1 pseudogene is annotated in these 210 nt (G+C 47.1%); it reads right to left on the reverse strand.

The window, feature by feature from the left end:
• A pseudogene (locus CWB76_RS19565) lies at nucleotides 1-210 on the reverse strand (fumarylacetoacetase); the annotation flags it as partial.

Raw genomic sequence — 210 nt, forward strand, 5'->3', positions numbered from 1 at the left:
AAAGCCAATTCGTGCAAAGCCTTCTTTTTCACACCAGCCACGCATTATAACGTTGTCGCCGTCTTCCAAGAAGCTACGTTGTTCGCCGTTGCTTAAAGTTATTTTTTCTTTGCCACCACGAGAAAGCTCAAGTAATGAACCCGCTTCTTCGTGAGTCGGCCCTGATTGCGTGCCAGACACCACCATATCGCCAGGAATAAAGTAACAACC

It is taken from the genome of Pseudoalteromonas sp. S1609, from assembly GCF_005887255.1.
Taxonomy (GTDB): Bacteria; Pseudomonadota; Gammaproteobacteria; order Enterobacterales; family Alteromonadaceae; genus Pseudoalteromonas.